The sequence below is a fragment of the Enterococcus durans NBRC 100479 = LMG 10746 genome (genome assembly GCF_001544215.1).
GTDB classification, from domain to species: domain Bacteria; phylum Bacillota; class Bacilli; order Lactobacillales; family Enterococcaceae; genus Enterococcus_B; species Enterococcus_B durans.
In genome coordinates, this window is the sequence record NZ_BCQB01000078.1 from 1 (window position 1) to 8,338 (window position 8,338).

Annotated in this window: 8 protein-coding genes and 2 pseudogenes; 1 reads left to right on the top strand and 9 read right to left on the bottom strand. The window is 30.8% G+C overall.

Features of this window, described 5'->3' with window-relative positions:
* Positions 1 to 856, bottom strand: a pseudogene (locus ED2_RS13625) (IS1380-like element IS1678 family transposase); the annotation flags it as partial.
* A gap of 144 nt (positions 857 to 1,000) precedes the next feature.
* Here ED2_RS13625 and ED2_RS13630 point away from each other — a divergent pair.
* Positions 1,001 to 1,948: pseudogene (locus tag ED2_RS13630) on the top strand (site-specific integrase); the annotation flags it as partial.
* A gap of 298 nt (positions 1,949 to 2,246) precedes the next feature.
* On the opposite strand, the gene ED2_RS16225 reads toward ED2_RS13630, so the two are convergent.
* From ED2_RS16225 to ED2_RS13670, 8 genes are read right to left on the bottom strand one after another with little or no spacing between them, the layout of a single operon-like run.
* A complete protein-coding gene (locus ED2_RS16225; protein ID WP_016252686.1) occupies positions 2,247 to 2,795 on the bottom strand; it encodes a CPBP family intramembrane glutamic endopeptidase in 549 nt (182 codons plus the stop codon).
* Positions 2,796 to 2,826: 31 nt separating this feature from the next.
* The gene (locus ED2_RS13640; RefSeq protein ID WP_016176860.1) at positions 2,827 to 4,140 is read right to left on the bottom strand and encodes a YcaO-like family protein; all 1,314 of its coding nucleotides are present in this window, start codon (positions 4,138 to 4,140) and stop codon (positions 2,827 to 2,829) included.
* Complete coding sequence (locus ED2_RS13645) at positions 4,133 to 5,050, bottom strand: hypothetical protein (RefSeq protein WP_016176861.1); 918 nt, start codon at positions 5,048 to 5,050, stop codon at positions 4,133 to 4,135. Before ED2_RS13645 ends, ED2_RS13640 begins: the two co-directional genes overlap by 8 nt.
* 5 nt (positions 5,051 to 5,055) lie before the next feature.
* Positions 5,056 to 5,931 carry a SagB/ThcOx family dehydrogenase gene (locus ED2_RS13650; RefSeq protein WP_016176862.1) on the bottom strand — a complete coding sequence of 292 codons (876 nt, stop codon included), beginning with the start codon at positions 5,929 to 5,931 and terminating at the stop codon, positions 5,056 to 5,058.
* On the bottom strand, positions 5,928 to 6,245 hold the full coding sequence (locus tag ED2_RS13655) for a DUF5963 family protein (RefSeq protein WP_016176863.1): 318 nt from the start codon (positions 6,243 to 6,245) through the stop codon (positions 5,928 to 5,930). Before ED2_RS13655 ends, ED2_RS13650 begins: the two co-directional genes overlap by 4 nt.
* Before the next feature lie 25 nt (positions 6,246 to 6,270).
* Complete coding sequence (locus ED2_RS13660) at positions 6,271 to 7,014, bottom strand: ABC transporter permease (RefSeq protein WP_016176864.1); 744 nt, start codon at positions 7,012 to 7,014, stop codon at positions 6,271 to 6,273.
* The gene (locus ED2_RS13665; RefSeq protein WP_016176865.1) at positions 7,014 to 7,904 is read right to left on the bottom strand and encodes an ATP-binding cassette domain-containing protein; all 891 of its coding nucleotides are present in this window, start codon (positions 7,902 to 7,904) and stop codon (positions 7,014 to 7,016) included. Before ED2_RS13665 ends, ED2_RS13660 begins: the two co-directional genes overlap by 1 nt.
* Before the next feature lie 53 nt (positions 7,905 to 7,957).
* Positions 7,958 to 8,107: a listeriolysin S family TOMM bacteriocin gene (locus tag ED2_RS13670; RefSeq protein ID WP_016176866.1), complete on the bottom strand. Its 150-nt coding sequence runs from the start codon at positions 8,105 to 8,107 to the stop codon at positions 7,958 to 7,960.
* Positions 8,108 to 8,338: the final 231 nt, after the last annotated feature.

Consider the following 8,338-nt stretch of genomic DNA (forward strand, 5'->3'; position numbering starts at 1 on the left):
GTGCTTGATAAGTGGTCGAGAAGTACTGAACTTCTCGTTCTTCCCACTTTTGATTATCGCCATAAAGTACTGATTTCTCAGCTATTTGACCTAGTCTACGATTATTCTTCAGTCGAATAACATAATGACTCTTTTTTGATTCACACGAATCATACACACCAGGTGTAGCGAACCCGCTGTCTCCACGAACCAAGATGTCAGTGTTTGGTAGAGAGTGATTATAGTGCTCTAATAAAGGTGTGAGAAACTCCTTTACGCCTTTTGATGTATATTGATTTCCTGAACGTAGTTCAGCTTTTAAGAAGTCACCAGTCAATCCGTCAAAAGCTACCAATGGATGGTAACCATAGGTTTGGTAGTGTGTATTATAATTCGTTTGTTCTTGGTGACCAAATGTATCTGAATGGGTCGAATCTAAATCAATGATTAATTCCGTATCATTACGGATGAGGCGTGCTTTATCGATAAGTTCTTGGTTCAAAGCTTGAAGTTCATGGATATTCTCCTCAGATAGTCGATCTAAAAATCGGGAAAGTGAAGATTGAGAAGCGAGTTCTTTCCTATCTAAAACAGCTTTAAACACAGGATCTTGTCTCAGGAGATTAGCTGCAGAATCAGCTGAGTAACCAGCAATTAATTGCATAATGAACTGCTCAAGTATGGATAAGTTGTCATGAGTAAAATACGCTCGTTCGTCTTCAATGTGAATGTGTTGCTTAGCCAGTTCAGAAAAACCAAAGATGTTCATCAGCTCTTTCACTAGGACGAGACCCGAATCACTCGATAATTGACCACCTGTATGAGAAATAGTGATATTTGAATTGAATTTTACTTGGTTTTTGTGTAAGCTAGTCATGAAAAGAACTCCTTTCTTTTGGTTGGTTTAGTCACTTTAACCATAGCAGAAAGGGGTTCTTTTTTCATCACTTAACGGGTGAAGATGAAAAAGTAATTGTAAGCTGCCGTGAGGCAGTTTCACATGGTTTTAATTAAAAGTATGAATTATTCAGGTTTAAATCATCTAAATCATAATAAAGTCTTTGTTTTACAAGTCATGACAAAAAAAGCAGCTGAATACGCTAACTTTAAAACATTAAGAAGTTATGTAAATTCAATATTTGATTGGGCTGAAGAATTGGAATACATCGAGCGCAATAAACTAGAAAAATCTTTGAAACGCATTAAAGCAACGAAAAAAAATCAATTGAAGCAAGCTAGAAAAGAAGAAGATCAATATCTATCATTTGAGCAGTTGCAAGAATGGCTACTACCAGTGCAAGAAGATTACGAAAGCAACCTTTTGTCACTTCAAGATTATGTTTTATTTCAAACAACATTTTTCTTATCCGATCGAAAGTCAGAAACATACGCCATCAAATGGAAAAATGTCAATTTTGAGCAGTCTCAAATTACAATTGGTAAAGCTTTAGATAAATTTGGAAATGAAAAAAGTACCAAAGGAAATAAGACAACAATCTTTCATATTCCAAATGAATTAAAGAATTTATTGCAGACGTGGAAAACACAACAACAACTAGAGTTAGCTCAATTTGAAATTGAACAAACTGACGAACAGCTAGTATTCACGTTCTTTGATAATAAGGGAAATATTAATCAACGATTGCATACGGACTACTTGAACTATCGAATGAATTCGATTGAACGTCGTCATAAACATCTAGCTCATGCTACACCACACAAACTACGACACACAGGTGCAACTTTAGCCAAGAAATCAGGAATAGCTCTTGAACAAATTTCAGAAGCATTGACTCATAGCGATACAACTATCACTAAAACCTATGTCAATACACCAAATGTGGTTAAACTACCTGTTGGTGAAATTGCTTATCGCAAATTGTCTCAAAAAGTTGTCGACCGGAATGGTGTCAACAGTGGTGTCAACAATGAAAAAGACGCTTCGCAAAGTGAATTGCGAAACGCCTGAAAACGTTGATATATAAGGAATATTAACGCTTAGAGAATTGTGAAGCTTTACGCGCTTTTTTAAGACCTGGTTACTAGATAGCTCTTTTCGTGTGGTATCATAACAATGATTTACCAAGGTAAATTCAGAAATAAAGCGACTGTTTATTTTATCAAACTTCATAAGGTTTTATTGTTTTAAGCTCCAAAATCTTCTCTAAAAAACTAAGCAACAGTATGCAACCTACATTAAATAAATAACAAATTAGTATCTAAAACTGTCCCTCCTATAGAACATTCAATGAGATAGGTAGATCAATTTACCAATTTTTGTATTTATCATACGAACTAATCTTTATCAAGTAAACAAAAAAATTGAATATGATATGAATCGATATAGTCACAAAAATATTTAACGTTAAAATGAAGACTAAATTCAAAATCAGAGAAAAAACACTTTTTATAATTGAAGATGCTCCCTGATAAAAAATATGGGCAATCACAAAAGCAAATGTCGATAATAAAATATATTGGAGACTACTATACCCGAAAAAAAGGCAATGCTGATAAATAAAATAACGAAATATCGTTTCTTCTAAAATAGGAAAATGAACAACAGATTGAATGACAATTTTATTCTTTTTATATATAGAACATAATTTGTTAAATTTTTTTTCAAGTATTATATATTCCAATGTAAACAATAAAAAAGGGATGCTCAACACTAAACCTATCGAAATCAAAATAGACAAGCTTCCTTGAAAAAATAAGCCATTTATAATAATTACACAAAAAAGACATATCAAGTATTGAAAAAAATTACTTTTTCTCCCAATAACCGGAAACCTTTTGGTCAAAAGAAGAAACATTCCAGGAAATAAAGTGATTAGAAATAATAAATCATGCAATCGGATGTGGAAGATTGTTAATCACACCTCCTAATTCTTTATATCTACTATGATAGTACGGTGGATAAGACGGAAGATGGATAGATAATAATTCTGGCAAAATAACGCGACTTACTTCCAAATTCATATGCTTAAATTCTGAAGGGGTAATTGCTAAAAAAGCACCATATTCACTAAGTCTAGGTAAATCCCTCATTAGTTCTTTTAAATTTGTCGCTTTTTCTACTTTTAATTCTGCTTGTTCTGGGTTATTTTTGAGACTTGGTTTTCCAAATTTTGAATAGAAGATGACATTATCATCTAAATTATCTATGATTTGCGTTTCCTCTGTAATTGATAGAAATTTCTCTTTATCTGTCCAAGGAACATTCATATTATATTCTAATACCGTTAGACATTCCATAAATGATCGATATATAGAATTATCTAGCGAGTACCCACCTTGTACTCCAACCGTATACCTTGGTAGCTTTTCTTCCTTATCCTTAGATTCTATTTCACATAAAACAACAAAAATCGATTTGTCAAAAGTAATATCCGTGAAAGTAACTTTAAATTTTGATAAAAAGTTTTTAACAGCTATTTGTTTTCTAAACCACAAAGAAAGGTTTTTTTTAATATCAATATCTAACTTTTCTCCTTCAAAACCTCCATACCACCACATATTGAATGAATCAATTTGTAAATATTCGATCAAAGCGTTCTCAACACTCTGTTCCATTGATTCATGACAAGCAGTACCTGTTGATACCGCACTTGTAATATATCTTTTTTCATTCGAAAATAGACTCTCTGTATACATAGTAACAAGTTGTAATGGCATCCATACTTTTTTATCAGGATATATAAGTGAATTCATCTGAATCCATTGAATAGCATCATCAGGCAAAATATAATTATCAGTTTCCGATTGAGAGTAATAAGAATTAATATATTTCAACTCGCATACTAAGTCAGCTTCCTGCTCACGTTTTATCTTGTTATATGAGCAAAAAATAACCTTATCTTTAATAATGGTAGGCAATAACGAATAAGTATATCTTTCGGCACTCTCTCCTAAAAAACTGACTAGTGTCTCGCTAAAATTAATACCATATCCACTTAAATGATAGCTTATTTTAGGCATATCTTTAGAAATAAATTTTTCAAAATTAACAAAATTAGCAGTTAAATAATGGTATTTCATAATCGGAAAAGAACTTGAGCCTAGAAAAAAATTGTTCTTATCCCAAATACCCGTTACATTTCCACTCAATAATTTCCATCGTAATTCATTATACGACAGGTTATTTTGAATATTAATCACTTGCCATCAACTCCTTTAATACATTAACAGAGCGTATATTTTGCTCCTCAAACAACGTATTATTAAAAGTAGCACAGTTGGAACAACAGCTTTGGATTCTGTTAGTATTAAACGAATATTCATAATTATTCATGTTAAAGTGAATATTGTTTCCCAAAAGGGAGGATTGCCCATATATATTAATATTATCAAATTCTTTTTTCACTATCGATAATGCAAAAAGTAATTCTGAAGAAGATACATCCATATCTCTTTGTTCGATATAACTATCTGCGAATCCTTCAAAGTGACTCATTAGTTGTTGCTCTAAACACTCATAACAACCGGTTTCACCGTGCTCTATACATGTGATAAATACATTCTCATTATCAAAAAAAGCAATGGTGTTAACCGTTTCAGTTAGCTTCATCAGTTTATTAAATCCTCGTAAAAGAGATAAATTAAGCATTCTTGTGAGTAGATAGACATGTTCAAAATCCTTTAATATTGATTTTTTTTGTTCTATAATAATTGACAATTTTAATATGTTTTTATCTTCATTTAGCATATCAATTTCCTTTGAAGTTAAAAACTCTGATGCTGAAATTACTTTAGAATGTTGCCCAAAATAGCTTGTCACTTTTTCAACAAGTTCATCTTCAACGATAACTAAAGGTTTTTTCAATTCTTTTTTAGCAAATGTTAAGAATCCAAATTTAGTTAGAGTTTTAAAATCGTCATAGATAGAATACTCCTTAGAAATAGTAATTGTTTTCTTTTCAATTAGTTTTTGAAATGCGTTAACAAAGTCGTTTGAGCTATCCTCTTTATTAATAACTAGTTCACTCTTATGAATTACACCGCGTTTTAATATAAACTCACTATCATTACTTATAATCTTTGTTCCATTTTTAATTATATACGTTTTCATATCATCTATTCCTTCCCACAAATATTGGTAAATACAATGTGATCATTTACTCCATCCAAGTATAATAACTTTTCAATAACAGATTTATTGAATCCAGCTATTGGACAACTTGTAAAATCCATGGACTGGCAAACCAAGTCAAAATTATGAGAAATTCCTCCTAGTTCTACAAGCGTGTTCAACAATGACAGTTCACCGTATTTAACAAAATTCTTGTTTACAGAGTATTCAAAAAAGACGCAAAAATTCATATTGATAACGTCAATGTTGTCTCCAACAAAAAAATGAGTTGAATCCACATTCTCAATATCCAATGGATACAAACTGTGAGAATAAGGTTGATACTTATATATACCTTTTGAAATACCAGAAACATTATTTATATATAAGTAAATATCTATCGGATATAATCCACCACCTGAAGAATAATGTCTAGTTGTTGCTCTTAAATCATCATACACGAGTTGTCGACTTCCTAAGCCAAAAGAAAATTTAATAATAGTAGAAAAAGTTCCAAAATCCATCAGTTCATATACAAACTCTCTTGTACTATGTCTTTTTTCAAGAACTTTAGAAAATTGAGTTTTAATTTTTTTTGATGTTGTAGATAAATAAATAGTATCTTTGTCCAACAACTCTTCGGCTTCCTTAGCTTCGTTAATTAGCGAAGCTAAATTGGATTCATTATAAAACATAATACTTTTAAAATCATTTAAATTTTGCTTATTCAAGTTTAACAAATAGCTCAACATAGGAGAAGTTGTATTTCCAAACATCATTTGAGAATATATGTGCTTATTATCATTATTTGATAGATTTGCATCATCTTTTGTTAACAATGTATGGATATTGAAAAAGCCTTTTTTCTCAAAATCAATCATTTGTCGTCCCCCTTACTTTTTCTATTTTTTAAAGCTATAACAACTTCGGTTACAATGGCTAGCACCATTGAAAATATAATCCCGATAAACATCATATTACTGTTATTTGGTGTTCCTTTAAATTCGTTCCCCACTTTTTGAATATCAAAAATAGTAAAACCAAAAATGTTCACACTATATTCAGTTAAAGAAGAACTTTTAATATACGTATATCCAGAGCGAATTGCCATAAAGCAAACGAAAACTCCTAAAATAATTCCTAAAATAATAGATACGATAACACGAGTCGTTGGATTGTTAAACTTCTTTTTCATTAATGTATCTCATCCCCTCACCAATTTAATTTTTCTTCTTTTGTGTTACAACAAGAATAGCAATTAGGATACATGTTAAGCTTACTCCTAAAATAGTATTTAACACCAAAAAATCTTGAATAAATACTTTTTTTCCAGCCCAAACATCAAAGAAATCATTCATAACATATTTCATTGGGATAAATCTTCCAATTGATTGAAATGAAGTTGGAAGATCTGAAAACGAAGAAAATGCACCTGTAAAAATGTAAGAACTAAATAACAAGACCATCCCTATTGGCATCAATATCCTCGTATTTTTTACTAGCAACGCAATTATTGACCCAAAAACAAGTAAAACAAAGTTACAGTATAAACATTGTAAGATATATGACAAGAAATAACCGATGCTTGGAATATGCAATCCATACATAAAAAAACCAAATAAAATATTGACGACAACGCTCAACAAGGTTAATAACACATAGGATAAAACATCTGAAACAATCATATTGTGTGTGCTTAATCCAAAATACTCCAGACGTTTATAGCTTTGATTTTGAATACTCTCACCTAACCATATAGGAAAACTAATCAAGGAAATCGGCATCATTCCCATACCTGTACTAATTAAAAAATATTTGTCTACAAAATGAAAACCATTACCTATATCAAAATTCCCATATGATGTAACCATCGCAAACATCATAATTAACGGAAACAATAATGAAAAAAAGATGGATACTGGAATACGAAATTGTAACTTAATACTCGTCCCTAAATACCTCATTATTTTCTCACCTCCGTAACTAATTTGCTTGTAGTTTCAGTCATTGAATAGGCGACTAAATAGGTTGTGTATATATTTTGTTTAATGACAGTGTAATTGATGCTGTTCTCTTCAAAAATTTTTTCTATATTTATTTGAATATCAGGACTTGAACAAATAAATGCTTCACCATCTCCAGTATCAGCGTAATCTACATTTTTAATAGTAGTTTCTTTCAATTGTGAAAATTCATTATAATCAATTTTCACAATTGAATAATGTGCGAATTTCGAGAAAAAATCTACAACTGATCCAAAAAAAACTAACTGTCCTTGTCTTAGCATAAGAATTTTTGTCGCCCAATTTTCAATTTCGTCAAAATAATGTGTTACATTTATAACTGTTTGATTAATTACTTTTCTCTTCATCATGGCTAATAATGAAAGTCTTTTTTTATAATCTAAGCCTGATGTAAGCTCATCAAAAAAATAGATTGATTTGTTGCTTTCCAACACGAGGCTTAGTGTCAGCCGTTGTCTTTCTCCACCAGAAAGATCTTTAATATACTTTTTCTTCAAATCCTCCAACTCATAATTTTCTAAAAAATGAGATAATTCCTCTTTTTTCAAAGGTAGAACAAGTTTTATTAGTTCTTTAACTTTTAGTAAATCATTATAAGAATTTTCTTGAAAAACAATTCCACAACTTAGTTTATCAAAGTTTTTTACTATCTTTCCCTCAAATTTAATTTCTCCTAAAATAGCATTGATTAGCGTTGTTTTTCCAGCACCGTTTTCCCCTAAAACTGCTACTTTATCTTTAGGTAGAATTGCTATTTCTTGATTTATATCCAATATTACTTTGTTGCTCTTTTCTATTTTCAATTTGTTTATCGTTAAAATGGAATCCATTTGTATACACCACCTATAAAAAAAGGGGAATGAATCCCCTTTCATTTCTAATACTACTCTTTTGTTTCAGTAGCAGTTGAAGCAGAGCACGTACATGTACATGTTGAACATGAACACGAACAACATCCAGCAGCATAGTTCATGGCTTCAGCACCAACACCTGTGTTACTATAACCATTCATGGATTGAGACTTGATATTCATATAAACACCTCCTTACTCAAAATTGTGTTATATCAACACTAAAATAATTTTATCACAATTAACTGTCTTTAAGCAATCCTGAATAATTCATAGCTTTAATTCTTTGGCACATTTTATTGAAATATGTATCACTAATATCCCTATCAACTGATTTTGACTAAAAAGTTACTTCAAACATTCACTGTTCAAAAATATTGAGGAATAAATTTTGGGTGTAAGGCATTTTGAGCG